This window comes from Streptomyces sp. NPDC002779 (assembly GCF_042888685.1).
Lineage (GTDB): Bacteria > Actinomycetota > Actinomycetes > Streptomycetales > Streptomycetaceae > Streptomyces.
In genome coordinates this window covers 532,923-555,545 of sequence record NZ_JBIAQC010000003.1, presented here as the reverse complement: position 1 = coordinate 555,545, position 22,623 = coordinate 532,923, and the positions used below count along the sequence as shown (strand labels likewise).

At 70.6% G+C, this 22,623-nt stretch carries 35 protein-coding genes and 1 pseudogene; all 36 read left to right on the top strand.

Translation table 11 applies throughout. From position 1 onward, the window contains the following. Positions 1-86: 86 nt before the first annotated feature. Positions 87-251 (top strand): annotated as a pseudogene (locus ACFYW5_RS12445) (helix-turn-helix domain-containing protein); the annotation flags it as partial. Positions 252-391: 140 nt separating this feature from the next. After that, on the top strand, positions 392-1,021 hold the full coding sequence (locus ACFYW5_RS12440) for a hypothetical protein (protein WP_389416895.1): 630 nt from the start codon (positions 392-394) through the stop codon (positions 1,019-1,021). A gap of 134 nt (positions 1,022-1,155) precedes the next feature. Further along, positions 1,156-1,332, top strand: a complete 177-nt coding sequence (locus ACFYW5_RS12435; protein WP_389416894.1) for a hypothetical protein — start codon at positions 1,156-1,158, stop codon at positions 1,330-1,332. After that, on the top strand, positions 1,329-1,766 hold the full coding sequence (locus tag ACFYW5_RS12430) for a hypothetical protein (RefSeq protein ID WP_389416893.1): 438 nt from the start codon (positions 1,329-1,331) through the stop codon (positions 1,764-1,766). Before ACFYW5_RS12435 ends, ACFYW5_RS12430 begins: the two co-directional genes overlap by 4 nt. A 99-nt stretch (positions 1,767-1,865) precedes the next feature. Further along, positions 1,866-2,165, top strand: coding sequence for a hypothetical protein (locus ACFYW5_RS12425; protein ID WP_389416892.1), 300 nt, complete (start codon positions 1,866-1,868; stop codon positions 2,163-2,165). After that, positions 2,162-2,791, top strand: a complete 630-nt coding sequence (locus tag ACFYW5_RS12420; protein WP_389416891.1) for a bifunctional DNA primase/polymerase — start codon at positions 2,162-2,164, stop codon at positions 2,789-2,791. Before ACFYW5_RS12425 ends, ACFYW5_RS12420 begins: the two co-directional genes overlap by 4 nt. Then, positions 2,788-4,671, top strand: a complete 1,884-nt coding sequence (locus tag ACFYW5_RS12415) for a hypothetical protein (protein WP_389416890.1) — start codon at positions 2,788-2,790, stop codon at positions 4,669-4,671. The genes ACFYW5_RS12420 and ACFYW5_RS12415 overlap by 4 nt, the downstream gene beginning before the upstream one ends. Positions 4,672-4,920: 249 nt before the next feature. Continuing rightward, positions 4,921-5,301, top strand: coding sequence for a hypothetical protein (locus ACFYW5_RS12410; RefSeq protein ID WP_389416889.1), 381 nt, complete (start codon positions 4,921-4,923; stop codon positions 5,299-5,301). Beyond that, complete coding sequence (locus tag ACFYW5_RS12405; protein WP_389416888.1) at positions 5,298-5,702, top strand: hypothetical protein; 405 nt, start codon at positions 5,298-5,300, stop codon at positions 5,700-5,702. The genes ACFYW5_RS12410 and ACFYW5_RS12405 overlap by 4 nt, the downstream gene beginning before the upstream one ends. Before the next feature lie 72 nt (positions 5,703-5,774). Next, complete coding sequence (locus ACFYW5_RS12400) at positions 5,775-5,975, top strand: hypothetical protein (RefSeq protein WP_389416887.1); 201 nt, start codon at positions 5,775-5,777, stop codon at positions 5,973-5,975. After that, positions 5,972-6,610, top strand: coding sequence for a hypothetical protein (locus ACFYW5_RS12395; protein WP_389416886.1), 639 nt, complete (start codon positions 5,972-5,974; stop codon positions 6,608-6,610). The genes ACFYW5_RS12400 and ACFYW5_RS12395 overlap by 4 nt, the downstream gene beginning before the upstream one ends. Then, a complete protein-coding gene (locus tag ACFYW5_RS12390; RefSeq protein ID WP_389416885.1) occupies positions 6,607-6,891 on the top strand; it encodes a hypothetical protein in 285 nt (94 codons plus the stop codon). Before ACFYW5_RS12395 ends, ACFYW5_RS12390 begins: the two co-directional genes overlap by 4 nt. A 95-nt stretch (positions 6,892-6,986) precedes the next feature. Beyond that, positions 6,987-7,148, top strand: a complete 162-nt coding sequence (locus ACFYW5_RS12385) for a hypothetical protein (protein WP_389416884.1) — start codon at positions 6,987-6,989, stop codon at positions 7,146-7,148. Then, complete coding sequence (locus ACFYW5_RS12380; RefSeq protein ID WP_389416883.1) at positions 7,145-7,375, top strand: hypothetical protein; 231 nt, start codon at positions 7,145-7,147, stop codon at positions 7,373-7,375. Before ACFYW5_RS12385 ends, ACFYW5_RS12380 begins: the two co-directional genes overlap by 4 nt. Beyond that, positions 7,372-7,737, top strand: coding sequence for a DUF6907 domain-containing protein (locus ACFYW5_RS12375; RefSeq protein ID WP_389416882.1), 366 nt, complete (start codon positions 7,372-7,374; stop codon positions 7,735-7,737). Before ACFYW5_RS12380 ends, ACFYW5_RS12375 begins: the two co-directional genes overlap by 4 nt. Next, positions 7,737-7,931, top strand: coding sequence for a hypothetical protein (locus ACFYW5_RS12370; RefSeq protein WP_389416881.1), 195 nt, complete (start codon positions 7,737-7,739; stop codon positions 7,929-7,931). The genes ACFYW5_RS12375 and ACFYW5_RS12370 overlap by 1 nt, the downstream gene beginning before the upstream one ends. Then, positions 7,922-8,707, top strand: a complete 786-nt coding sequence (locus ACFYW5_RS12365; protein ID WP_389416880.1) for a hypothetical protein — start codon at positions 7,922-7,924, stop codon at positions 8,705-8,707. Before ACFYW5_RS12370 ends, ACFYW5_RS12365 begins: the two co-directional genes overlap by 10 nt. Continuing rightward, positions 8,704-8,850 carry a hypothetical protein gene (locus ACFYW5_RS12360; protein ID WP_389416879.1) on the top strand — a complete coding sequence of 49 codons (147 nt, stop codon included), beginning with the start codon at positions 8,704-8,706 and terminating at the stop codon, positions 8,848-8,850. The genes ACFYW5_RS12365 and ACFYW5_RS12360 overlap by 4 nt, the downstream gene beginning before the upstream one ends. 13 nt (positions 8,851-8,863) lie before the next feature. Then, positions 8,864-9,373, top strand: a complete 510-nt coding sequence (locus ACFYW5_RS12355; protein WP_389416878.1) for a hypothetical protein — start codon at positions 8,864-8,866, stop codon at positions 9,371-9,373. Continuing rightward, the gene (locus ACFYW5_RS12350) at positions 9,373-9,747 is read left to right on the top strand and encodes a hypothetical protein (RefSeq protein WP_389416877.1); all 375 of its coding nucleotides are present in this window, start codon (positions 9,373-9,375) and stop codon (positions 9,745-9,747) included. The genes ACFYW5_RS12355 and ACFYW5_RS12350 overlap by 1 nt, the downstream gene beginning before the upstream one ends. Before the next feature lie 33 nt (positions 9,748-9,780). Then, the gene (locus tag ACFYW5_RS12345; RefSeq protein ID WP_389416876.1) at positions 9,781-9,981 is read left to right on the top strand and encodes a hypothetical protein; all 201 of its coding nucleotides are present in this window, start codon (positions 9,781-9,783) and stop codon (positions 9,979-9,981) included. Between the two features lie 123 nt (positions 9,982-10,104). After that, positions 10,105-10,398 (top strand): HNH endonuclease, encoded by a 294-nt coding sequence (locus ACFYW5_RS12340; protein ID WP_389416875.1) that lies wholly within the window; start codon positions 10,105-10,107, stop codon positions 10,396-10,398. Positions 10,399-10,544: 146 nt separating this feature from the next. Then, entirely contained in the window at positions 10,545-10,820 is a 276-nt protein-coding gene (locus ACFYW5_RS12335; RefSeq protein ID WP_389416874.1) for a hypothetical protein, read from the top strand. After that, positions 10,783-12,330, top strand: a complete 1,548-nt coding sequence (locus tag ACFYW5_RS12330; RefSeq protein WP_389416873.1) for a terminase large subunit domain-containing protein — start codon at positions 10,783-10,785, stop codon at positions 12,328-12,330. Before ACFYW5_RS12335 ends, ACFYW5_RS12330 begins: the two co-directional genes overlap by 38 nt. Positions 12,331-12,342: 12 nt before the next feature. Beyond that, positions 12,343-13,557, top strand: a complete 1,215-nt coding sequence (locus ACFYW5_RS12325) for a phage portal protein (protein ID WP_389416872.1) — start codon at positions 12,343-12,345, stop codon at positions 13,555-13,557. Next, positions 13,554-14,228, top strand: a complete 675-nt coding sequence (locus tag ACFYW5_RS12320; protein ID WP_389416871.1) for an HK97 family phage prohead protease — start codon at positions 13,554-13,556, stop codon at positions 14,226-14,228. Before ACFYW5_RS12325 ends, ACFYW5_RS12320 begins: the two co-directional genes overlap by 4 nt. Before the next feature lie 136 nt (positions 14,229-14,364). Next, complete coding sequence (locus tag ACFYW5_RS12315; protein WP_389416870.1) at positions 14,365-15,759, top strand: phage major capsid protein; 1,395 nt, start codon at positions 14,365-14,367, stop codon at positions 15,757-15,759. 75 nt (positions 15,760-15,834) lie between these two features. Beyond that, complete coding sequence (locus tag ACFYW5_RS12310) at positions 15,835-16,092, top strand: hypothetical protein (RefSeq protein ID WP_389416869.1); 258 nt, start codon at positions 15,835-15,837, stop codon at positions 16,090-16,092. Position 16,093: 1 nt separating this feature from the next. Further along, positions 16,094-16,687, top strand: a complete 594-nt coding sequence (locus tag ACFYW5_RS12305) for a phage gp6-like head-tail connector protein (protein ID WP_389416868.1) — start codon at positions 16,094-16,096, stop codon at positions 16,685-16,687. 10 nt (positions 16,688-16,697) lie between these two features. Next, complete coding sequence (locus ACFYW5_RS12300) at positions 16,698-17,147, top strand: hypothetical protein (protein WP_389416867.1); 450 nt, start codon at positions 16,698-16,700, stop codon at positions 17,145-17,147. Continuing rightward, positions 17,144-17,356 (top strand): hypothetical protein, encoded by a 213-nt coding sequence (locus ACFYW5_RS12295; RefSeq protein ID WP_389416866.1) that lies wholly within the window; start codon positions 17,144-17,146, stop codon positions 17,354-17,356. Before ACFYW5_RS12300 ends, ACFYW5_RS12295 begins: the two co-directional genes overlap by 4 nt. A 1-nt stretch (position 17,357) precedes the next feature. Continuing rightward, positions 17,358-18,095, top strand: a complete 738-nt coding sequence (locus ACFYW5_RS12290) for a hypothetical protein (protein WP_389416865.1) — start codon at positions 17,358-17,360, stop codon at positions 18,093-18,095. 66 nt (positions 18,096-18,161) lie between these two features. Continuing rightward, the gene (locus tag ACFYW5_RS12285; protein WP_389416864.1) at positions 18,162-18,572 is read left to right on the top strand and encodes a hypothetical protein; all 411 of its coding nucleotides are present in this window, start codon (positions 18,162-18,164) and stop codon (positions 18,570-18,572) included. Then, positions 18,572-19,084 (top strand): hypothetical protein, encoded by a 513-nt coding sequence (locus ACFYW5_RS12280; RefSeq protein WP_389416863.1) that lies wholly within the window; start codon positions 18,572-18,574, stop codon positions 19,082-19,084. Before ACFYW5_RS12285 ends, ACFYW5_RS12280 begins: the two co-directional genes overlap by 1 nt. 10 nt (positions 19,085-19,094) lie before the next feature. After that, positions 19,095-19,505, top strand: a complete 411-nt coding sequence (locus tag ACFYW5_RS12275) for a hypothetical protein (RefSeq protein WP_389416862.1) — start codon at positions 19,095-19,097, stop codon at positions 19,503-19,505. A gap of 182 nt (positions 19,506-19,687) precedes the next feature. Continuing rightward, positions 19,688-22,621: a phage tail tape measure protein gene (locus ACFYW5_RS12270; RefSeq protein ID WP_389416861.1), complete on the top strand. Its 2,934-nt coding sequence runs from the start codon at positions 19,688-19,690 to the stop codon at positions 22,619-22,621. Positions 22,622-22,623 lie beyond the last annotated feature (2 nt).

Sequence of the window (22,623 nt, the reverse complement as noted above, 5' to 3'; positions counted from 1 at the left end):
TTGACAAGGTTGACAGCCGTTGAACCTAGGTGCATCCTCCTTGAGCATCACGAACCACACGTGAAGCATCCTCGTGAAGGTTGACCATGCAGCACTACCTCACCACCGCCGAAGTCGCGACCCGCTACCGGACCGCGCCCAGCACGGTCCGGTACTGGCGCCACATCGGCTACGGCCCCAAGGGCGCGAAGGTCGGGCGACGGTTTCTGTACCCCGCGGCCGCCATCGAAGAGTTCGACAAACAGCTGCTCGCCGTAGCGGCGAGTCACGGCGCCTCTCCCGTGTACCAGCCGGGAGAGTCCGCCGACAACGACGAAGCGGCCGGGTACCAGCCGGCCGCCTCAGTCGAGCAATCCGCACCTACCGCGAAGTAAGAGAACGGAACAGCTCTATGCCCAGCATCGCACAGGCGTCAACGGCGACGCCGAAGCCGAGTGACCAGCGCGACGACCAGCTCGCCGCCGAGGCTCCGACCCTCGTCGACTTGCTCGCCGCCATCCCGCACGCCGTCGACACGGCCATGCGCGCGGCGCTCCCCGAGCGGTACACGCCGGAGACGGCTGCGCAGATCGCCGCAGGGATGATCGCCCGCCTCGCAGCCCCCGCGCCGTCCCTGACCGCCGCTCAGTCCACTCTCACCGCCGACATCCCTCTGGGTGGATGGATGACTGCCCCCGTTGAGAGCGCGCTGCGGGACATCGACGACAGCTGTAGCGATGCCGAGAACGCCCAGCTGCCGTTCCTCGCCGCCAAGACTGTCGTCATCGACTACCGCAGCCAGGCATACGGCCGCCGCACCGAGGTCTGGCTCGACTACGGGCGGACCACCGGCAGCCTCAGCCCGGCCAAGGCCCGCATCGTCCTCGCCGCAATGCGCACCTTCACGGACCAGTTCGAGGCTGTGATCGCCTTCGCCGAGGAGTCAGCCGTCCGCGACTTCGAGGGCGACCCCGAGATCGCAGCGGCCGACCGCGAGGCCGACGACCGCCGCATCCGCGCCATCACTGAGGGACGCGCGTGAGTAGCGCGAACGCCACCCCGACGGCCGGAGACACCTCCGGCCGCCCGGCCCGCACCGAGCGGAGGGAACACTCCGCCGATTCCGTGGTGTCCTTGGTCCCAGGCGCGGGGCCTGAGCAATCGCAGGAGGATTGCATGGCCTCTCCGCGCCGCCCGGCCCGGCCTGTCCGCTTCGAGGACCCGGCACGGAACGCCGCCTACTGGGCCCGCATCGAGCGCATCGTCGACTCCGCCCCGCCACTGACCGACGAGCAGCGCGCCGTGATCCGTACCGCGTTCCACCAGCCCGAGTCCCGGAGGGCAGCAGCATGACCGAGCACCGCCCCGGCCAGTGGCCGGTCGAGCACCCCGTCCACCTCTCCCCTGTGCCCGCGGCCCTCTCGCCTGCCCAGCAGGCGCCCGTGCGCGTCGAGGTGCCTGTCCCGGACGTGCGGCTCGTCGCGGTCGTCGACCTCACCGACGAGTACGCGACGCACGACGACGTCTCCCGCGCCCTGTACGAGCAAACGATGCGAGCCAGCGACTGCCACACCGCGATCGTGCGGCTCGGCGAGGCGGCAATCCGCAAGCACCTGACCCTTCCGCGGGCCCTCGCGGGCGCGTTCTTTCTGTCCGCGCAGCGCATTGAGGTGCACGTCCCTGCTGGCACCCGGTACGCCTACTTCGCCATGCGGGTCCGGCAGGAGCTGGAGCAGATCTGCGCAGACCACAGCCAGATGCTCAGCACCACCCGAACTCTCGGCTGATCCCCGGGAGCGCTGCGGCCCCGGGTCCATCCCCCTGGCCCGGGGCCGCATGCGCACTCACGAACACCACTGGCCCCGCTCGTAGAAGAGAGCACGTTCGTGAACAGCAGCACCACCCTCCCGCTGTTCGGGGAGGACACCGAGCAGGACCAGGCGGAGATCCAGCCGCTGAGGCCCGCTCTCGGCATGGCCGCCGCCGCGGCCCGCCTCGTCCCGTATCGGGACACCCAGTTCGAGGACGGCCAGGCGCGGGCGCTGCTCGTCGTTGACTGCCCGTTCTGCGACCACCAGCACGTCCACTCCGCCGGCCTCGCCTCGGCGCCCCGCGTCTGCCCCCGACGCTCGCGCTGCGTAGGACGCCCGCCCGGCACGTACTACTTCCCGGAGGTGGCCGCGTGACCCCTCAGTTCCCGCTGACCATCCCGGGCGACCTGCCGAGCGCGGCAATCACCTACGCGGCCGCGGGCATCCGCATCTTCCGAGTCCGCCCGGACAAGGCCCCATTCGCCAACTGCGCGCGGTGCCGCCCGCCGTCCGAGAAGCGGCCGAATCCCTTCTACATCGAGCACCGCCCCGAGGAATGCCGCTGCACCGCGCGCACTTGCCACGGCTTCCACGCGGCGACCACGGACACGGGCCTCGTCAGGCAGTGGTGGGCCGAGCAGCCCGACGCCAACATCGGCGCGCCGTGCGCCCTGAACGGCTGGGCCGTTCTCGACATCGATCCTCGGCATGGCGGCGACCGGTCGCTCGCCGTCCTGGAACAGCGCGTCGGCATCCTGCCCGGCACCGTCATGCAGCTCACCGGAGGCGGTGGGCTCCACATCGTCTACCGCACCCCCGGCGTCTCTCTGCCCGGGACGCTCGGGCCCGGCCTCGACGTCAAGCACAACGGCTACATTCTGCTCGCGCCCTCTGTCCACAGTTGTGGACGCCGGTACCGCTGGTCCGGACACGGCCGCTTCCTCCAGCCCAACGTGGGCTGGCCTGACGCTCTCACGCCTCGCCAGAGGAGCGCGGCATGACTACGTCCGAGGACATCCACAAGGGGGTGGACGCCGCCCTGGCCAAGCTCGGCGCGCAGGCATCGCCGCCCCGGGCCAACGCGGCCCGCGCCTCGTACCGGGTGTCCTCCGACCGCATCGACTCGTACACACAGAAAGCTCTCCAGGCCGAGTGCGACAGAATCGTGGGTGCACCCGACGGCGACCAGAACAACACCATCAACCGGGCCGCATTCAACGTCGGCACGCTCGTCGCCGCGGGAGCGCTCGGCGGGGACGAGGCCCGCGAGATGCTGCTGTCCGCCGCCCGCGCAGGCAACCACCCGGACGACCGGGCGCGACGCAGCGTCGACTCCGGCCTGCGCGGCGGCATGCAGCACCCCCGGACACCGTGGCCGCCCGTCTCCAACCGGGACGACGCGGCCAGCTTCCGGAACCTGATCGACGACGCCGACGGGATCGACTGGACCGACCTCGAGGGAGAGTTCTCCGAGCCCGACGAGGAGCCGGTCGACGACCCAGACGCCGAGGAACCGACGGCCGAGAGCGCCGGTGGTCTGGCGGGCCTGATCCCCGAGGAGGTGTACGCCGCCCGCCCCGAGCTGCGGCACATCCGCCAGGCCGGCCACTCCCGCAGCCGCTCCGGCGACGTCGCCCTCCTCGCAAGCCTGGTCCGCCTGTCTGCCCTCGTCTCGCATCGCATCCGCGCGGACACCGGCATCGCCGGATACGCCTCGCTGAACCTGTTCGGCGGTGTGGTCGGCCCGTCCGGCATCGGCAAATCGACCGGCGTGGAGGTCGCCGACCGGCTGCTCCCTGCGCCGCCCGAGCTGGACTTCCGCGACGGCCTGCCGGTCGGTTCCGGCGAGGGGTTGGCCGAGGTGTTCATGGGCGTCGTCGAGGAGGAGACCGGGGAAACCCGCAAGGGGCGTGGCGGTACTGAGACGCCCGTCACGGTGACCGTGCGGAAGCAGGTCCGGCACAACGCGTTCTTCTACGTCGACGAGGGCAAGACCATCACCCGGCTGATGCAGGAGCGCTCCGGGTCGACCCTCGGCGAGACGCTTCGCAGCGCGGCCGTCGGCCAGACCCTCGGCCAGACCAACGCCAGCAAGGACACCAGCCGGTACATCCCGTCCGGCTCGTACAGCATGGGCCTGCTGGTCGGCTTCCAGCCCGAGACCGCGGTCCCGCTGTTCGAGGAGGTCGCCGAGGGCACACCGCAGCGCTTCGTGTGGGTCCAGGTCATCGACCCGTCGATCCCGGACCATCAGCCGCCGTGGCCCGGCGAGTTGCACGCTTGGCGTGACGCGGCCACCGTGCCGCCGGGTGACGAGGCGAGGCGGTTCGTCCTCGTCTCCTTCGACGAGTCGATTAAGGCAGAGCTGCGGGCCGCGGATCTCGCGAAGGTACGCGGCCAGGTCGACGTGTCCGAGCAGAACCCGTTCGACTCGCAGGCCCCGGTCATGCGGGTCAAGCTCGCGTCTCTGCTGGCGATCCTGGCGGGGCGGCGGCACGTGAACCCCGAGGACTGGCGGCTTGCCCTGCTGTTGTGGGAGGCGTCGTGCGCCACCCGGGACTCGGTGCTGGAGTACAGCGCTGCGCGGCGGCGGCTCGAGCAGGAGAAGCGGACCACTGCACGGATCGAGGAGGAGGTCCGTGTCGACCACGCGAAGCAGCTGGCCGAGGAGAGGCGGACGGATCGGGCGACCGAGAAGCTTGCGCTCCGCATCTCGGCCTTCGTGCACGCGAAGGGGCCGCAGTCTCGATCCGCCCTGCGGGGGAGGGCAGCTGGCAAGGAAAAGCGTCTACTGCCCGACGCATACTCCTACGCGCTGCTCCGGGAGTGGCTCGTCGAGGTGGACGGGCGCTTCGCTCCCGGGCCGGTCCCCCCGTCATGAGGGGGGGGGAACAGAGGGGGGAACAACGGCAGGGGGGAACAGCTTTCTCCCCCCTCCCCCTCTCTCGCAAGACTCCGACTGGTTTCACATCGCAACTACTGCACGCGCAATCAATCGCCTGACCTGCATAAACAGAAGATCAAGATCAATTACTAACTGACTCGCATAGCGCGCGACCCAAAGAGCGAGAGGGGGGAGAAAGTTGTTCCCCCTGTTCCCCCCTCGCCGAGACCCACCGAAGGAGAGCGCATGAGCCTCTTGACCCGCGCTAAAGCCTGGGAGGCCGCCCCGACCCTCCTGGGGTTCCTCGGCCGGCGCCCCATCGACCTCGCCAAGTGCCGCCACGCCTGCGTCTGGTGCTCGTGGTGCGCCACATGGCACGCGCACGGGGACCGCACCACGAAGCCCGGCGACGTACTGCACCGCGTCAGCCACTGCCCCATCCCGAACGGCCCCTACGCAGGGCACGGCTACCGAATCGTCGTAACCAACGTGCCGCTGAAAGACGTCTATCGACTGCTGAAGCAGCCCACCCCCACACAGCGCGAAGCCATGTACGAGGGGCGCACTACGGGCGCGATCGACCGGCTCCGCGCCCAGACCATCCCACTCCTGGAGGAAAACCGATGATCCCGGCAGAACACGGCGCATTCGTGGCCCGCTACAGCAACAAGGAGAGCAAGACCCCCGGCCTCCGGTACAGCACCAAGCCCGTCGTCGCCTGGGACGACATGGGAGCCGCAATGGTCCTCGACGGCCGCCGCGGCTGCCTCGTGCGGGCTGACTCGTACTCCAACTTCGACTGCGTCCTGTCGGCCACGTCCGCTCCCATCGTCGGAGCCGTCGCCGGGGGCGGGTGGCGGGCCGAGTACAGCAGCGACGACGGCAGCACCTCCAGCACTCCGATCGTCGCCTGGAACGTGCGCGCCGACGGCGGCCTCGACCCCATCTACGTCGACGCGGACGGCCTCACCGGCGACCCGACGGACGACGTCAACTTCATGCGGATCTACCTGCCCGACAACGAGTGACCAGCGACTGACGGCCGGGTCTGTCCCAACCAGGCCCGGCCTCCCGCCAGCAGAACACAGGGAGGGAACCCCGTGACACCCAACGAGATCCAGATGCTGTGCGCCGGCGTCGCCCTCGGCTCCCAGAGCATGGCGGTGCTGAACATGTGGTGGGACGCCAAGGACGCCCGCCGCAACCTGGCCGTATCCCGCGCCGCCCTCAAGCGCTCCGCCGGCGACCGCTATCTCGGCAGCCTCCGCCTCTACCAGCTGCGGCAGAGGAGCCGGGTATGACCGCGGCTTGTGGACTGTGCGAACAGGCGTTGGAGTACGGGCACCTGTGCCCCGGCTGCACCCTCGCCCTGGCCGAGCGCCTCGACCGGCTGCCCGCCCTCACCGACCGGCTCAGCTCCGCCCTCACCCCTGCCGTCCATGCACGCGCCGAGCCCGTCTCGGGCCACGGGTTCGGCCCCTCCGAGCCGGTCAACCTCGGTGCCCTGGAACTCTGGTACGGGGGCATCGCCACCGTGCTGGAGCGGTGGCGCTCCGACATCCAGCGCTGGAAGGGCTGGGGAGAGCCGGCCGTCGAGCGGCGCATCGGCCGCCGTGTGCCGGTCGCGGCCCGGTGGATCGGCATGAACCTGGAGTGGATCGCCGCGGAGTACCCGTCGGCCGGCGACCTCGCCCGCGAGGTACGGGAGATGGAGGGCGCGGCCCTGTCGGTGCTCGGGGAGGACGAGCCCCGGGAGTCGCGTGGGCGGCTGCTCGGCCGGTGCGTGAACCAGGTGGCCCCAGATGCCGCGTGCGGGGCTCCGATCCGGCACCGGGAGGGCGAGACGGCTCTGGTGTGCGAGTGGTGTCACGTCGTGTACCGCGATGAGCAGGACTGGCTGCTGCTGCTCGCATTTCAGCCGAAGGAATCAGCGTGAACACCTTGCGTCCAACACCGGTGTTGGATACGGTCGTGGTGATGGAACCGAAGCCCTGGCGGGACCGAGTCCACGACGAGGAAGAGCTGTTGGCGCAGCTCAACCAAGCCGTATCGGAGGCCGCCACACGACGAGCTCAGGCCCTGCGCGATGGCGTAGCGGAACTGGGCACCGTGGCCGCTGTCGCCCGGGACCTCGGACGTAGCTGGCAGGCAGTCGACCAGGCACTCAAGCGCGACCAGAAGAAGTCGTCCGCAAAGGACACACCCACAACCGAATAGACAGCGAGGGCCGGACAGCAGCTCCCAGGCGTTGGCGCGCCCGGGGCGATCGCACCGCCCGACCCTCCAGCCCACGAACGAGATCGGACCTCGTCATGGACCAGCAGCACCTTAGCGCGCCCGCATGCGCGCAGATCAGCCCCGCCCGGCGCCTGATCGCCGCGGGCATCATCCGCCGCAGCCCCGGCCGTACCCTCACCGTGCGCGTCACCGCGGCCGGCGCCACCGGAGTCATCGCCAAGGCGGTGACCCGATGACCGAGCACACCAACACCGAACCCAGCGACCTCGACGTCGCCATCAGCGTCGCCCAGCAACTCCTCGACAGCGACCAGGTGCTCTCCCTCCGCGAAGCCCTCCGCCTCCTCCTCCGCGCCCTCGACGCCGAGCCGGTCACCGATGAGGAAGCCGCCCGCCGCTTCGTCGCAAGGCACTACCCCGAGGTCACCGCCTTCCTCGCCGCCGAGCGAGGTGAAGGCCAGTGAGCACCGAGCCCCGTACCGCCGTCGTCACCCTGCTCGTCACCAAGTCCCTGGAGATCGACGAACCCGACTGGTGCACCGGCCGCCACAACGTCCGAGCCCAGTTCAAGGTCGACATCAGCCACGACGGGCCCGAGCACGTCATTGCCCCCAGCGGCGAGGAGCTGTTCCGCGCCTTCCTCACCCAGGCCCCGTTCGCCACCCGCGACCGCAGCGTCGGCCTCTACATCGAGGCCAGCGACTTCACCGGCACCCACACCCCCGACGAGGTCGAGCAGTTCGCCGACGACCTCACGGCCGCCGCCGAGCAGCTGCGTGCCCTCGGCCGCGAGCTCGCGCGGATCCTCGCCGGGGGTGGCTGCTGATGAGCCTCTTCGGTCGCAGCGCCAAGTCCAGCCGCGACTACCCGACCGCCGGCGCCTCCGCGACCGGGGACGCCAGCCGCTTCCGCCGCTCCAAGACGACCGGCGCCCGCCAGGCCGGCGCTGACGCTGAGGACTGGGAGCAGGCCGACCGGAAGCGCGACAAGCAGGGCACGAGCACCTGGCGGTGGAAGTGAAGCGCGACCCGCTCCTGTGGGCCGCCCTGATCGCGGTACTCGTCGTCCTCGCGTCCGCCGAGTACCGGCTGGCGGTGGCGTGCGGCTTCGGTCAGTACGTTGCCGCCGGCGTCCCGGCCGCCCTCGACGTGTACGCCCTTGCCGCCCTGCGCGCCCGCCGCGACGTCCTTGCCGTCGTCGTCACCCTCATCGCCGTCAACGCGGCCTCCCACCTCGTCGAGGTCGGGCTGCTGCCGGTCGACGTGCCCCTCGTCGTCGCCGTCTCCGCGGTCGCCCCGCTCGTCCTGTGGCGTGTCCACCGGCTCTCCGAGCACCAGACGGAACCGGCGGCGGAACTCACGCCGGAACCAGTACCGCCCGCCCCGGAACCACCGGAACCGATCACCGTCGAGCGCCAGCCCGGACCGGTCGACGCGGCCCCCGTCGGGCCCGTCCTCGGCCCCTGGAGCCCGCTCGCGGAACTGGCGCGCGGAACCAGCGGAACCGGCCCCGACCTGCTCGGCGATCACTTCGCAGGCGCCCGCACGGTCATGACCGCACCCCAGGCGGAACCGGCACCGGAACCCGACCGGAACCCGGTTCCGGCGGCCGACACCGGCGCCGCGGACCTCACCACCGAGGACACCGCGAACACCACCTTCGCCAAGCGCGTCGCCACCGTCCGGGACTGGCTCCAAGCGGAACCGGAACTCACCGGAACCGACATCGGAACCAGACTCGGCGTCAGCGACAGCTACGGCCGCAGGCTCCTCCGCGCAGCCCGCGAGGACACATGATCCTCACCGCCTACTTCGCCGGATCGGCCCTCCTCGCCCTCCTCGGGCTGTGCGCCCTCGCGCTCCACGCCGTCCCCCGCATCACCGGGACCGTCGCCTTCATCCTCACCCTCGCCGCGCTCGGCGTGGCCATCGTTCGCTGAAGGACCCCAGCTCATGAAGTTCGTGACCATCGGCGGAGTCACCGTCGGACTCATGATCCTCGCCTGGTTCATCACCACCTGGTGGCCCGGCCTCAAGCCCCTCCGCAAGGACCCTGTCCGCCACGCCGCGGCCCTCCTGCCGTTCCTGCTCTCCTGGTCCTACGGAGCCCTCACCGTCCTCGGCATCGGCGGGCTTATCGGATGGGCCGCCCACACCACCGTCTGGATCACCTCCTGGCTCGGGGACGTCGCCCTCGTCTGGGGAGTCGGCACCGACGCCGGGCAGCGCGCCGGCGGAGCGGTCTACCTGCCGCTCACACAGACCGGCGGCGCCCTGGTCCTGATCCTCACCGTGATCGTGATCGTGTCGGCCAAGAAGTCTTCGCGGCACGGCCCGGCGATCACAGCCGGTGCATGGTGCGGGATCCTGCTCGGCACCTCCGCGGGGATCGCCGGGTTTGCCGCGGTGCCGCTCGCCACGGCCGTGAACTGGCTCGGCGGCGCGATCTACGGATCCGTGTGATGGGCCGCCGGAAGAAGGCCGAGTCGGAGCCCGAGGAGCAGCCGAGCCGGGCGGCCGGGGCGTGCGTCCTGGTCGTGCTCGCGAGCGTGGCACTGGCCGCCGTGTTCGCCGTCTCGCCCACGGCCGGGGTGCTCCTGCTGTGGGTGGTCGGTGGTGCGGCCCTGTGGCGCTGCGCCCGTAGCGTGTCCGATTCGTCCGCCACTCCCCCACCGGAAGAGGCACGCCCCTCGTGCCGCGAATGCGCAGGTCACGAACTTGTCAGCGTGACCCCTCTCGCAGGCCAGAAGGGGATGTGGATCTACACGACCGCCGCTCCCGACCGGCCCAACCACACTCATGTCCACGTCGTCGCCGAGGAGGTGAACACGCCATGATCCGACTCACAAGTCGTGCTGCATCATGACGACATGGAGTCGCACCACATCCGCCCCGGCCACCTCACCGCGGAGCAAACCCGACAGGCCCTCGGCATCACCGCCGGAGCCCTCCGCAACCTCGTCTACCGCGGACAGTTGCAGCGCTCCGGCGGCACCGAACGACACCCGTACTACGCCGTCCCCGACGTCGCCGCGCTCGCCGTCAAGCGCCGCGAACGCCAGAGCGCTTGACCGCAGGTCAGACGCTGTGTGACGATCCGCGTGTACAACTGTGCCCTCAACCGGCACCACTAGACGCACGCGAAGCCCCGGCCAATCCCCCCGGCCGGGGCTTCGTCGTGCTCAGGGGGAAGCGTGGCCACCGATCGCAGTGAGCTCACCAGCTACGAGTACCGGCAGATACGCGCCCGCACCCTCGCCGCCTCCGACGTGTGCATCGTCTGCGGCCACAGCGCATCCGATGCCGTCGACCACGTCCACCCCGTGAGCAAGGGCGGCGCACGCAACGACCCCGACAACCTCGCACCCATCCACGGCGTGGCCGGCTGCCCCACCTGCCTCCGCAAGTGCAACTCGGAGAAGGGCGACCGGCCCCTCGCCGAGATCCTCCAGCTGGCGACGTCAGTCGACTGGTTCGCGGGCCCGTAAACATGCAGGTCAGAAGCGTCTCGATCTCGATCAGCTCGGGATCTCCTCGGGATTTTCAGAAATCGGACATATCGCAACCCCGCGCCCAGCTTTTATTTTTCTCCCCCCGGGCCGATGACCCCGGATGATCTTGGAAGGGGGCCGGCATGGGGCCCGTCGAGGAAGCCGTGCGCGCCGACATCGAGCAGCTCGGCGACCTGGTCGGCGTCGAGCCGTCCCTGACCGAGGTGGCGTACACGCTGGCCGGCCGGATCGACGCCGCGCGGACCGCCGAGTGCGACACGTGCGGGGAGGCGATCCCCCAGGAGGACCGGCTGCTGCCCCAGTTGACCCGCGAGCTCCGGCAGACGCTCGCCCAGATCCTGGAGGGACGGGCGCCGGACGATGACGACGACCTCGGAGACCTGGGCACCCCCGACTGAGTTCGCCGAGGATCTGTACGAGCGGTACGGGCTGACCTGCCCGCCGCGGTGGGGCACGCCGCGGCACCCGGACCGGCCGTCGCTGGGCCCGAAGCTGTGGAAGGTCATGGCCAAGCTCGGCGCCCCGCCGATGCCGTGGCAGAAGTACGTGTCTGACGTCGCCCTGGAGATCGACCCGGGCACCGGGCTGTTCGCGCACCGCGAGGTCGGTCTGTCGGTGTCCCGGCAGCAGGGCAAGACGGAGCTGACGCTCGGCGCGCAGGTCCACCGCGCGCTCGCCTGGCCCCGGCAGAACATCGTGTACGCCGCCCAGACCCGCGGCATGGCGAGGCAGCGGTGGGAGGACGAGTTCTGGGAGAAGATCTCCAGCTCGGACCTGGCGAAGATGGCGCGCATCCGCAAGAGCAACGGCAACGAGGCGATCCTGTGGGGCCGCACCCGCTCGCGGATGGGTATCACCGCGAACACGGAGAAGGCCGGCCACGGCCCGCCGCTGGATCTGGGGTTCATCGACGAGGCGTTCGCGCACGAGGACGACCGCCTGGAGCAGGCGTTCAGCCCGGCCATGCTGACCCGGGCCATGGCTCAGCTGTGGTGGGCATCGGCGGGCGGCACCACGAAGAGCGTCTGGCTCAACAAGAAGCGGGAGAACGGGCGCCGTCTGGTCGAAGCGCTGTGGGAGGACCTCGCGGCGCCGCGGCCGCGGGCCTGCTACTTCGAGTGGTTCGCCCCGGACGACATGGACCGGTCGGACCCGGCGACGTGGCGGGCGACGCTGCCCGCGCTCGGCTTCACGGTGACCGAGGAGGTCATCGCGGCCGAGCTGGAGAAGATGGACCCGGCCGAGTTCGACCGGGCCTATCTGAACCGCACCCGGCGGCCGACCCCGCCGACGGATCCGAACGTGCCGAAGGGCAAGTGGCCCGGCCTGCTCGACGCGGCGAGCAGGCCGGTGGCGTCGAGCGTCGCCCTGGCGATCGACGTGTCGCAGGACCGCAACCGTTCGGCGATCTCCGCCGCGTCGCTGCGGCCGGACGGGCGGGTGCACCTGGAAGTTGTGGCGTACCGGCCGGGCACGGACTGGGTGGTGCCCGCGGTGGCGCGGCTGCACCGGCTGTGGAAGCCGGTGGCTGTGGCGGTCGCGTCGGGGGCGCCGGCCGCGTCTCTGATCGACGATCTGGTGACGGCCGGGATTGACGTGCCGAAGGACAAGGCGAACCCCGACCGCGGCGACCTCGCGGTCATGCGGAGCGGGGACATCACGGAGGCGTGCGGGCAGCTGGCCGACGCGATGAACCAGGGCACGGTGCGCCACCTCGACCAGGTTCCGCTCACCGCCGCCGTGAACGGCGCCAGGACGCGCCGCCAGGGCGACGCCTGGACCCTGGACCGGACGAACTCCCTGGTGGACATCAGCCCGCTCTGCGCGGCGACGTGGGCCCGGTGGGCGCTGGTCATCCGGGGGCCGCACGTGATCGAGGACTACGACATCGCGGACTCGTTCGCGTGAGGGGAGGTGAGCATGGGTGCCTGGACCAGGCTGAAGAACGTATTCGCCCGCGAGGCTCAGATCACGTCACCCGAGGATCTCCTGGCGCAATCCTGGGAGCGGCGCTCCGGCCGGGTCCCGGTCACCAACGAGACGGCGCTGCGCAACTCGGCGGTGTGGGCGTGCCTGCGGCTGCGGGCGGACCTGATGTCCAGCTTCCCCATCGACGTCTACCGCTACGTCAACGGCATTCAGGTCGAGGTGCCCAAGCCTCCCGTTCTGGTCTCGCCGGGCGGGACGGAGATGGGTATCAAGGAGTGGGTCTACTCCAGCCAGTTCGACCTCGACCGCGGCGGCAACGGCTTCGGGATCATCACCGAACGCTCCGGGGTCATCGGCCCGGACGGGCGCGGCCTGCCCGGCCGGATCGACTTGGTCGAGCTCGGGTCGGTGTCGGTCCGCGGCAACGGTCCCACGATCACGAAGTACGTGATCGGCGGCAATGAGTACGAGCCGTGGGAGGTCTGGCACGAGAAGCAGTACACCGTCGCCGGGTGCCCGCTCGGTCTGTCCCCGGTGGCGTTCGCCGCCTGGACGATCGAAGAGACCCTGTCCGCGCAGCAGTTCGCACGTGACTGGTTCGCCGGCGGCGCCGTGCCCCTGGCCGAGCTGAAGAACACCGCGAAGACCGTCGACAAGGACGCGGCCCGCGTCGCCCGCGAGAACTTCCGGGCGGCCGTCGACTCCAGCGGCCTGTTCGTGCACGGCATGGACTGGGAGTACAAGCCGATCCAGGCCGTCGCCTCACAGTCCAGCTTCCTCGAGGCCCGCCAGTACGGTGCCCAGGACATCGCCCGCTTCTTCGGCTGCCCCGGCGACCTGATCGACGTCGCCGTCTCGGGCAGCAGCGTCACCTACGCCAACATCGGCCAGCGCAACCTCCAGTTCCTGATCATGAATCTGGGTCCGGCCGTCGGCCGCCGCGAGGACGCGTTCAGCCGCCGCCTGGTGTCCGGCCCGCGGTTCGTGAAGCTGAACACGGACGCGCTGCTGCGCATGGACCCCGAGGCCCGCGCCCGCACGATCGGCGCGCGCATCACCAACCGGACGCTCACGCCGACCGAGGCCCGCGCCCTGGACAACCTTCCGCCGTTCACCGAGGACGACTACGCCGAGTTCGACCGGTTGTTCGGGTCGCGCTCGGTCCCCGCCCAACCCACGACCGCCGTACCGGGAGCCCCGTCATGACCGCCTTGACCCGGGCCGCTGCGGCGGCCGACCGAGCCCAGCACATCCGCCAGCGCGCCGACCGTCCCTCGCAGCGGCGCTGCGCCGAGCAGGCCAGCGCTCGCGCCACCGTCCGCGCCACCCTGTCCGGCGTGCAGCTGCGCGAGAGCGGCGACGGTGGCGCGCTGGAGTTCGTCGGCCAGGCCACCGTGTATGAGCAGGCCTACGAGATGTGGGACATGTTCGGCCCGTACACCGAGGTCGTCTCCGAGGGCGCCGGCGCCGACTCCCTCGCGCGCGCCGACCTCGACGTGCCGCTCGTCCTCGGACACGACCAGCTGCGCCGCCTGGCCCGCACCACCAACGGCAGCCTGTTCCTGACCGAGAGCGCCACCGGCCTGGACGTCCGCGCGCCCGCCCTGGACCCGGCGGACTACGACGTCGCGTACATCGCGCCGAAGCTCCGCGCGGGTCTGGTCGACGAGATGTCCTTCGCTTTCCGCATCGAGTCGGGGCAGTGGTCCCCGGACTACACCGAGTACCGCATCAACCGGTACGACATCCACCGCGGTGACGTCGCGATCGTCGGCTACGGCGCGAACCCCTACACCACCTCGACCCTGCGCCAGCCCGCCGCGGCCGCGCCGTCGAGCCGGGCCCGCGCGCTGCTGGAGATCGCGCTCGCCCGCTGACCCCTGATCTTCCCGCCGCCCGGCGGGAGTTACTGCCCTGCGCTCTGCGCGCACGAGTCCGCCCGGCGCCATGGCCTCGGGTGGCCGTCTGACCTGGACACGGGGCGCCTGTCACCACGACCAGAAGGGACGAGCCATGACGCTCGCCGAACTGATCGCCCAGGCGCGCACCGCGCTGGACACGGCGATCACCGCCCGACAGCAGGAGCAGGACGCGCTGATGGCGCTGCGCTCCGACGAGAACCTGACCGAGGAGGCCGTCGCCGCCCGGGTCGCCACCCGCGATGCCGCGGACGCCGAGGTCACCCGCCGCCAGCAGGCCCTCGCCGAGCTGGAAGCGGAGCAGGCCCGCGAGGAGGAGCTGACCGCGCTCCAGGCCCGCACCACTCCGGCCGCCACCCGCGCCCCGGCCTACGACCAGGTCCACCGGGTCGGCCAGGACGAGCGGACCTACCGGCCCGACCAGGACCGGCGCGGCGCGCAGTTCCAGCGCGACGTCGCCGCCGCGTTCCTCGGCGACTACGAGGCACGCGACCGCCTGACCCGGCACATGGCGGAGGAGCGCGTCGAGCGCGGCGCCCAGGTCGAGGCACGCGCGGTGGGTACCGGCGCGTTCGGCGGACTCGTCATCCCGCAGTACCTGACCGACATGTACGCGCCGATGGCCCGCGCCAACCGGCCGTTCGCCGACGCCTGCCGCCACCACACCCTGCCCTCCACCGGCATGACGGTGGAGATCTCCCGGATCACCACCGGGTCCAACGCGGACAACCAGTCGGCGGAGAACGCCGCCGTGGCCGAGCAGGACATGGACGACACCGCCCTGTCCATCCCGGTCCGCACCGCGGCCGGCCAGCAGACCGCCTCCCGGCAGTCCATCGAGCGAGGCGCCGGCGTCGAGGACGTCATCCTCGACGACCTGTTCCGCGCCTACGGCAGCCGCCTGGACACCACCCTGCTCAACGTGGCCACGGTCGGCCTGAGCAACGTGGCCACCGCGGTGGCGTACACCGACGCCAGCCCGACCACGGCCGAGCTGTACCCGAAGGTGATCGAGGGCCTGGCCGGGGTCGAGGGCGCGCTCCTCGACCAGGCCTCCGGCGACAACCTCGCCGTCATGCACTCCCGGCGCTGGTACTGGATGCAGAACGCGATGGGCACGTCGTACCCGCTCATCACCCAGCCGGGCGTCGTAGCGCAGACCCTCGGCGCGAACTACGCCGAGGCCTACGGGCGCGGCGTGCGCGGCATCCTGCCCAACGGCACCCCCGTGATCGTCGACAACAACATCGCGGTGAACCTCGGCGCGGGCACCAACGAGGACGAGATCTACCTGGTCGACCGGCAGGAATGCCACCTGTGGGAGGACCCGGACGCCCCGGTGTACATCCGTGCCGAGCAGCCCAAGGCGGCCAACCTCGGCGTCCTGCTGGTCGTGTACGGCTACTACGCCTTCACCTTCCAGCGGCAGCCGCACGCCCGGAAGATCGCGGGCACCGGCCTGATCACGCCGACCTTCACCGGCGCCTGATCCCCCCTTTCTCGCGCGGGCCCGCTACGACTCCAGCGGGCCCGCGCGGTCCATCCCGGCATCGAGGAGACAACCGTGAGCGACACCCCCCAGACCGAGGACCCGATGGTCGCCGCCCTGCTGCGTGAGCGTGAGGGCTACGTGCAGCGCAGCATGGACGACCGGGTCGCCCAGGTCGACGAGCAGCTGAAGCTGCGCGGGCACAAGCCGCCGCGGCGCGGCCAGCCCGAGCACGCCCCGGGCGGGCCGCCGGAGGACCCGCAGAAGGCCGTGGCCGCCCAGCGGGCCGAGCCGCCCAAGGGCCGCCAGCAGCAGGGCAAGAGCGAGACGTGACGTGGCCAACGAGTACGTCACCCTCGCCGAGCTGAAGAGCCAGTTCGGCGTCGAGCCGGACGACGACTCCCGGGACACGGTCCTGAACAGGGCGCGCGCGTCTGCCTCGCGCAGCATCGACAGCACCACCGGACGCCGCTTCTGGCTCGACGCCACCCCGGTGCAGCGCACGTTCACTCCCCGCGGCCGCATCGTCCGCGACGACGACGGGGAACTGTTCCTCGTCGACGACATCGGCAGCGCCGAGGGCCTGATCGTCGAGACCGGGTCGAGCGCTTCCTGGTCGGCGGTCACCGGGTACGAGACCAGTCCCGACAACGCGCTCGCCGACGGCCGGCCCATCACTGGGCTGCGGCGGGTGCTCGGCACGTGGGGGACGTCCACGTCGCGGTTGCGGGTGACGGCCCGCTTCGGGTGGCCGGCCGTACCGGACGACATCCACGAGGCGGCGCTGATCCTGGCCTCCCGGCTGTACAAGCGCAAGGACAGCCCCGAGGGCATCATCGGCTCGGCCGAGTGGGGCGTGCGCAACCTGTCCCGCCGGGACCCGGACGTGTGGAACTTGATCGAGCCGTACATCATCCCCGGGTTCTGAGGAGCGCCCCATGCAAGTCTCCGCCGTGCGCGAGGCGTTGGCCGAAGCGGCCCGCGCGGTCGTCCTTCCGGCCGGGTTGCCCAAGCTGACGTGCTCCGGTTACGTCCCCGATGCGGTCACCGCGCCGCACTTCTTCGTCGCCGAGTACGAGCAGGTGTTCGACAAGGTCATGGGGCGAGGGCTCGATGAGCTCACCTTCACCACACGGGTTCTCGTCGGCCGCGCTGATGACCGCTCCGCGCAGCAGCTGCTCGACGCCATGCTGTCCGGCTCCGGCCCTGCCTCGCTCAAGCAGACGATCGAGGTGGCGCGGGGGGCGGCTGGCGAGTACGCGCTGGGCGGCTTGGCGCATGACCTGCACGTGATGCGGGTGCAGGGCTACCGCTGGTACGAGCACGCCGGCACAACCTACGTCGGCGCCGAGCTGATGATCAAAGTGATCGGAGAGGGAAGCGCATGAAGATCCGCATGTTGGTCGCCATGCCCGAGGGCGCCACGCGCAACGGGGCGCCGTGGCCCGGCGAGGGCGAGACGGCAGACCTGCCGACGGCGGAGGCCGCGCACCTGGTCGCCTCCGGCGTCGCCGAGGAAGTCGCCGACGACGGGCCGGCCGCGCCGCCCGAGGTGCGCCGCGGCCGCCGCAAGGTCGAGACAGAGAGCGAGGGGTGAGGTGCCCAAGACGATCCTGACCAACGTCCGCACGTTCGCCGTCGGCGTCGACCTCACCAGCCACTCCAACAAGGTCGAGCTGTCCGCCGAGCACGAGGACAAGGACGCAACGAACTACGGCAGCCAGGGCTGGAAAGAGATCCTCGGCGGCCTCGGGTCGGCGGAGATCGCCGCTGAAGGGCAGTGGGAGGCGGGCGACCCCACCAAGGTCGACGATGCGTCCTGGTCCCAGCTCGGCGGGGTCGGCCCCTGGTCGATCAGCGCCAACAACACCGCGGCCGTGGGGGAACTGGCGTACTTCACATCCGCGCTGCGCTCCGACTACAAGCTCGGCGAAGCGGTCGGCGAGGTCGCCCCGTGGACCGGCACCGCGAAGAGCAGCTGGCCGCTGGTGCGCGGCCAGTTCGCCCACCCGCCCGGCACCGCCCGCACCGCCACCGGTACGGGCACGGGCCTCAACCTCGGCGCCGTTCCGGCGGGCAAGCGGCTGTACGCCGCGCTACACGTGCTGTCCGCGTCCGGCACCACCCCGAGCATCACCGCCCGCGTCGAGTCGTCCGTGGACAACCTCTTCGGTGCGCCGACCACCCGGCTCACCTTCAACGCCGCGACGGCGGCCGGCGGGCAGATCCTGCGCACCGCCGGTACCGCGATCACGGACCCCTGGTGGCGCGTCGCCTGGACCATCAGCGGCACCACCCCGTCGTTCCTGTTCGTCGCCTCCCTCGGCATCCAGTAGCCGAACCACCACCCTGCGAGCCCGGCCACGTCGGGCCTGTCGCCATGCCCTGAAAGGGGGCCCGCCATGCCCAAGATGGTGCTGCTCGCCGAGTACCTGTCCATCAACGGGACCGTCCTGAACAGCTACACCAAGAAGGCCGAGGTCGCCGTCGAGGTCGAGGACAAGGACGTCACCAATTACGCCAGCCTCGGCTGGAAGGAAGTCATCGGCGGCCTGAAGTCCGGTGAGCTCGGCGTGGAGTTCCTCCAGGACTTCGCCGCCGCTCAGCTCGACGCGATCATGTGGCCGCTGCTGGGCACGGTCGTCGCGTTCGAGGTGCGCGCCGACCAGGCCGCGGTGTCCGCGTCCAACCCGAAGTACACCGGCAACGTGCTGATCAAGGGCTGGTCCCCGATCACGGGTGCGGTCGGCGACGAGGCGACCGTCAGCCAGACGTTCCCCACCTCCGGTGCGGTGACCCGGGCGACCGTCTGATGGCCGGCGGGCCGCCGTTCTCCCTCGGTGTGGAGACGCACCAAGGGCTGGCTGCTCTGGTGCGGGCGATTCGTGCCGAGGAGGACGGCAAGGAGCTGCGCAAGGAACTCGCGAAGAACATGCGCGAGGCCCTCAAGCCCGGGGCCACCGAGGCGAAAAGCAGCATCATGGCCATGCCGTCCTCGGGACTTATGCCGACCGCGCCCGCCCTGCGGTCGGCCGTCGCCAAGAAGATCAGGCCCGAGGTGAAGCTGGGCGGCCGCTGGTCCGGCGCCCGCGTGAAGGCCTTCAAGACCAAGAACGTGAGGGGCTTCCCCAACGCCCCGAAGCGCCTGAACCGTGCGGGCGGATGGCGCCACCCCGTGTACGGCAACCGCGAGGTGTGGGTCCAGCAGCACGGAAAGGTCGACTGGTTCGACGACGCCTTCAAGGGCCGCGAGGGCGCGTACAAGGCCGCGGTCGAGGAAGCGATGGAAGACATGGCCCGGCGCATCGCGTCGCGCGCCGAGTAGAGGAGAGCACGTGTTCCTGGTCTACAGCCCCGAGGGCAGCGAAGAGCCCAAGCGGTGGAAGTACAACCCGCGCAAGATCATGTCCGCTGAGCGGGAGTGGATCGAGCGGCGCACGGAGCGCAACTGGTCGGAGTTCACCAAGGACGTCGTCCAGGGCAGCAGCCTGTGCAGGCGGGCGCTGCTCTACACGTTCCTCAAGCGCGAACACCCCCAGGTGCGGTGGGAAGACGTCGACTTCGCGTGGGACGAGCTGAAGCTGGAGTACACCAAGGGCGAGCTGATCGAGCTGCGCGCCACGGTGGCCGACAGCGTCTCGGGCGATCAGGGTTCCGCGGTCCTCGCCAAGCTCGACCAGGAGATCGCCGACGCCCACGAGGACCCCGAGGAAGAGGGAAAAGCCCAGCTGCCCGTCGCCGACTGAGGCGCCTGGGCGACGCCGCCCACCTGCTCCACATGCGCCCGCGGGACTGGGATCACTGCACCGTCGAGGAAACCGACCTGCTGCTCGACTGGCTCGACGCCTACGAGGCCGCCCAGAACAAGGCACGCGAAGAACTGGACAGGGGCTGACCGCCCCCCGATTTGAGGGGGGTGGTCAGCGAGATGAGCGATACGTCGCTGGTGTTCAACCTCGTCGCCCGGGACAACACCGAGCAGGGCCTGTCCAGCGCGCAGCAGAACTTCGAGACCGCGGCCGCAGGCATCGGCGCCGGCGTCGCTGCTGCCCTCGGGGTCGGGGTCATGGCCAACCTCGACATGGAGGCCGCCAACGCCAAGCTGGCCGCACAGCTCGGCGTTGGCCCGGCCGAGGCCGCCGAGCTGTCCAAGGTCTCGGCGAGCGTCTACGCCAACGCGTGGGGCGACTCCGTCCAGACCGTCAACGACGCCATCAAGGGCGTCTACAACAACATCGGCGACGTCTCCCAGGCCGAGGGCGGCCTGGAGGCCGTCACCACCAAGGCCCTGGCCCTGGCCGAGACGTTCGATCAGGAGGTCGGCCCGACCACGGCGGCCGTCGGCCAGCTGATGCGCACCGGGCTTGCGTCCAATGCGGAGGAAGCGTTCGACCTGATCAGCGCGGGATTCCGCACCTCGGCGAACAAGGCCGACGACTTCCTGGACACGCTGAACGAGTACTCGGTTCAGTTCAAGCGGGTGGGCCTGGACGGCGAGACGGCGATCGGCCTGATCGACCAGGCCATCGACGCCGGCGCCCGCGACTCCGATCAGGTCGCCGACGCCATCGGACAGTTCGGTGAGCTGGCCCTGGCCAGCAGCACGGGCGTGCAGACCGCGTTCCAGTCGATCGGGCTGAACGCGGACACCATGAAGGCCAAGCTCCAGGCGGGCGGGAAGAGCGGCCAGGAAGCGCTCCAGATGACCCTGGACGCGCTGCGCGGCACCAAGGACGAGACGGTCCGCCTGAACGCGGCCACCGCCCTGTTCGGCGACCCGGGCACCGTGATGGGCGACGCGCTGTTCGCCCTCGACCCGGCGGGCGCGGCCGCCTCCTCGGGCATGGACAAGGCGGCCGGCTCGACGGACAAGCTCGTCGAGACCGCCGGCAGCAGCGCGGCCGCCACGCTGGAGTCGTTCAAACGCAAGGCACTCGGCCAACTCGCGGAGGTCACTGGCGGATTCATCAAGTTCGCCCTGGACAACCGGGCCGTGTTCGAGCCGCTCGCCTACACCCTGATGGGTCTGGCGGCCACCGTCCTGATCGTCAAGGGCGCGATCATGACGTACACGGCCGTCGCCGCGGTGGTGACCGGTGCTCACGCGATCATCACCGCGTCGACCTGGGGCGTCATCGGCAACTGGCTGCGGATGATGGGCATCGGCATCATGGCCTATCTGCGCATCGCCGCCGGGGCCGTGGCCTCAGCGCTCACGACCGCCGCGGCGTGGACGGGGTCGGCGCTGGTGTCGATCGGGACCTGGATCGCCGCGGTGGTCCGGGCGGCCCTCGTCTCCGCCGTCCAGTACGCGATCATGGCGGCGAAGGCGGTCGCCTGGGCCACGGTCATGGCCGCTCAGTGGCTGATCGCGATGGGCCCGGTCGGCTGGGTGATCGCGGTCATCATCGGCCTGGTCGTCCTGATCGTCGCCAAGTGGGACGCCGTCAAGAAGTACACGCTGATGGCCTGGGACTGGGTGTGGAAGAAGATCCAGGGCGCCGCCACCAGCATCCGGACCTCCGTACAGGGGCTGGGCAAGATCCCGGGCTGGGTGGCCGGCTACTTCGGCCGCATGAAGGACGCCGCGGTCGAACGGGCGCTGGCGCTGGCGACGTGGCTGACCGGTCTGCCGGGCCGGATCTCCAAGTCGATCGGGTCGATGGGCGGCCTGCTCACGTCCAAGGGCGTGGCGATCGTGCAGGGTCTGTGGTCCGGGATCAGCTCCATGGGCGGCTGGATCAAGTCGAAGCTGATCGGCTGGGCCAAGGACATGATCCCCGGGCCGATCGCCAAGGCCCTGGGGATCTCCAGCCCGTCGAAGGTGACCACCGCGCAGGGCCGGTGGATCGCGCGCGGCCTGGTCGACGGCCTCACCGGCTCCGCCAAGCAGGTCAAGGCCGCCAGCCACAAGCTGGCGGACATCGTCCGCGACTCCCTCGCGCCGGGCAAGCGCCGCTCCAAGGCCCTGCAGATCATCGGTGCGGGCACCGGGATGCTGCTCGGGCTGGCCAAGCGGGAAGAGGCCCTCGCGGTCAAGATGAAGGCCGCGCACAAGAAGGTCGCGGACCTGATCAAGGCCCGGGACAAGCTCGCCGCGGACGTCAAAAAGGGCGTCCTCGACTCGGCGAACATCACCCAGATCACCGGCTCGGGCCAGGTGTCCGCCGACTCGATCCTGACCAACCTCGGCGACAAGCTCGCCCAGGCCAAGTCGTTCGCCGCGAACCTGGCCAAGCTGCGGGCCAAGGGCGTGCGCGGTGACCTGATCGCGCAGATCGCGCAGGCCGGCGTCGAGGGCGGATCCGCGGCGGCCTCCGCCCTGGCGAATGCCGACAAGGGCACCATCGCGCAGATCAACTCCACCCAGTCCCAGCTGGTCGCCGCAGCAGGCACGGCCGGGAACGTGGCCGGGGATGCCATGTACAAGACCGGTATCCAGGCCGCGCAGGGCATCGTCAAGGGGCTGAAGAAAGAGCAGAAGTTCATCGAGAAGGCCATGCTGACGATCGCCAAGGGGATGAAGAAAGCGATCAAGGCGGCCCTCGGAATCAAGAGCCCCAGCGCCCTGATGGCGGACGAGGTCGGCAGGTTCATCCCGCCCGGCGTCGTGCAGGGCATCAAGCGCACCGCCCCACAACTCGACAACGCGATGCGCTCCCTGGTCCGCCCCGAGCTCGCCACCCCTCGCCAGCCCCTGACGGCGCCCACCATGGCGCCCCTGATGGGTGCCCAGGCGGGCGGCGGCACCGTCCGCGTGCGGTTCGACTTCGCGGGCGCCGACAGCGAGTTCAAGCGCATGTTCCGCAAGCTGGTCCGCGTCGATGGCCGCGGCAACGTCCAGATCCTCACCGGCTCTTAAGG

Bases quoted from the DNA above. Each gene is read 5' to 3' on its own strand.
- ACFYW5_RS12380 (WP_389416883.1), top strand. From the start codon at position 7,145: ATGACCGAGCACACCAACACCGAACCCAGCGACCTCGACGTCGCCATC.
- ACFYW5_RS12360 (WP_389416879.1), top strand. From the start codon at position 8,704: ATGATCCTCACCGCCTACTTCGCCGGATCGGCCCTCCTCGCCCTCCTC.
- ACFYW5_RS12430 (WP_389416893.1), top strand. From the start codon at position 1,329: ATGACCGAGCACCGCCCCGGCCAGTGGCCGGTCGAGCACCCCGTCCAC.
- ACFYW5_RS12405 (WP_389416888.1), top strand. From the start codon at position 5,298: ATGATCCCGGCAGAACACGGCGCATTCGTGGCCCGCTACAGCAACAAG.
- ACFYW5_RS12295 (WP_389416866.1), top strand. From the start codon at position 17,144: ATGAAGATCCGCATGTTGGTCGCCATGCCCGAGGGCGCCACGCGCAAC.
- ACFYW5_RS12350 (WP_389416877.1), top strand. From the start codon at position 9,373: ATGGGCCGCCGGAAGAAGGCCGAGTCGGAGCCCGAGGAGCAGCCGAGC.
- ACFYW5_RS12345 (WP_389416876.1), top strand. From the start codon at position 9,781: ATGGAGTCGCACCACATCCGCCCCGGCCACCTCACCGCGGAGCAAACC.
- ACFYW5_RS12285 (WP_389416864.1), top strand. From the start codon at position 18,162: ATGCCCAAGATGGTGCTGCTCGCCGAGTACCTGTCCATCAACGGGACC.
- ACFYW5_RS12415 (WP_389416890.1), top strand. From the start codon at position 2,788: ATGACTACGTCCGAGGACATCCACAAGGGGGTGGACGCCGCCCTGGCC.
- ACFYW5_RS12300 (WP_389416867.1), top strand. From the start codon at position 16,698: ATGCAAGTCTCCGCCGTGCGCGAGGCGTTGGCCGAAGCGGCCCGCGCG.
- ACFYW5_RS12270 (WP_389416861.1), top strand. From the start codon at position 19,688: ATGAGCGATACGTCGCTGGTGTTCAACCTCGTCGCCCGGGACAACACC.
- ACFYW5_RS12330 (WP_389416873.1), top strand. From the start codon at position 10,783: ATGACGACGACCTCGGAGACCTGGGCACCCCCGACTGAGTTCGCCGAG.
- ACFYW5_RS12355 (WP_389416878.1), top strand. From the start codon at position 8,864: ATGAAGTTCGTGACCATCGGCGGAGTCACCGTCGGACTCATGATCCTC.
- ACFYW5_RS12325 (WP_389416872.1), top strand. From the start codon at position 12,343: ATGGGTGCCTGGACCAGGCTGAAGAACGTATTCGCCCGCGAGGCTCAG.
- ACFYW5_RS12440 (WP_389416895.1), top strand. From the start codon at position 392: ATGCCCAGCATCGCACAGGCGTCAACGGCGACGCCGAAGCCGAGTGAC.
- ACFYW5_RS12315 (WP_389416870.1), top strand. From the start codon at position 14,365: ATGACGCTCGCCGAACTGATCGCCCAGGCGCGCACCGCGCTGGACACG.
- ACFYW5_RS12280 (WP_389416863.1), top strand. From the start codon at position 18,572: ATGGCCGGCGGGCCGCCGTTCTCCCTCGGTGTGGAGACGCACCAAGGG.
- ACFYW5_RS12370 (WP_389416881.1), top strand. From the start codon at position 7,737: ATGAGCCTCTTCGGTCGCAGCGCCAAGTCCAGCCGCGACTACCCGACC.
- ACFYW5_RS12395 (WP_389416886.1), top strand. From the start codon at position 5,972: ATGACCGCGGCTTGTGGACTGTGCGAACAGGCGTTGGAGTACGGGCAC.
- ACFYW5_RS12435 (WP_389416894.1), top strand. From the start codon at position 1,156: ATGGCCTCTCCGCGCCGCCCGGCCCGGCCTGTCCGCTTCGAGGACCCG.
- ACFYW5_RS12385 (WP_389416884.1), top strand. From the start codon at position 6,987: ATGGACCAGCAGCACCTTAGCGCGCCCGCATGCGCGCAGATCAGCCCC.
- ACFYW5_RS12335 (WP_389416874.1), top strand. From the start codon at position 10,545: ATGGGGCCCGTCGAGGAAGCCGTGCGCGCCGACATCGAGCAGCTCGGC.
- ACFYW5_RS12320 (WP_389416871.1), top strand. From the start codon at position 13,554: ATGACCGCCTTGACCCGGGCCGCTGCGGCGGCCGACCGAGCCCAGCAC.
- ACFYW5_RS12410 (WP_389416889.1), top strand. From the start codon at position 4,921: ATGAGCCTCTTGACCCGCGCTAAAGCCTGGGAGGCCGCCCCGACCCTC.